General features: G+C 44.5%; 1 pseudogene. It reads right to left on the bottom strand.

The window, feature by feature from the left end:
- Window positions 1-211: pseudogene (locus PGX78_RS09210) on the bottom strand (NADP-dependent phosphogluconate dehydrogenase); the annotation flags it as partial.

Here is a 211-nt window from a genome sequence, read left to right as displayed (position 1 = left end):
TTCCAAACCGTTCACAAAGGCCGGCACAGGAATACCGCTCAAAATGGCTAAGGAAATAATCTTACGCAGACTGCCGAGGCCGCTGTTAATGCGTGACAGGAAAAATTCATCAAAGACCAGATTTTCCATAGACGGATTTTTTTCATAGGCTTCCGTAATCTTATTGAGGAATACGGCCTGAATAATGCAGCCGGCTCTGAAAATAGAGGCA

The organism is Megasphaera sp. AF13-6AC (assembly GCF_027685385.1).
GTDB classification, from domain to species: Bacteria; Bacillota; Negativicutes; order Veillonellales; family Megasphaeraceae; genus Megasphaera; species Megasphaera micronuciformis.
The sequence above is the reverse complement of the archived record's forward strand: the minus strand, read 5'-3'. Positions and strand labels throughout refer to the sequence as shown.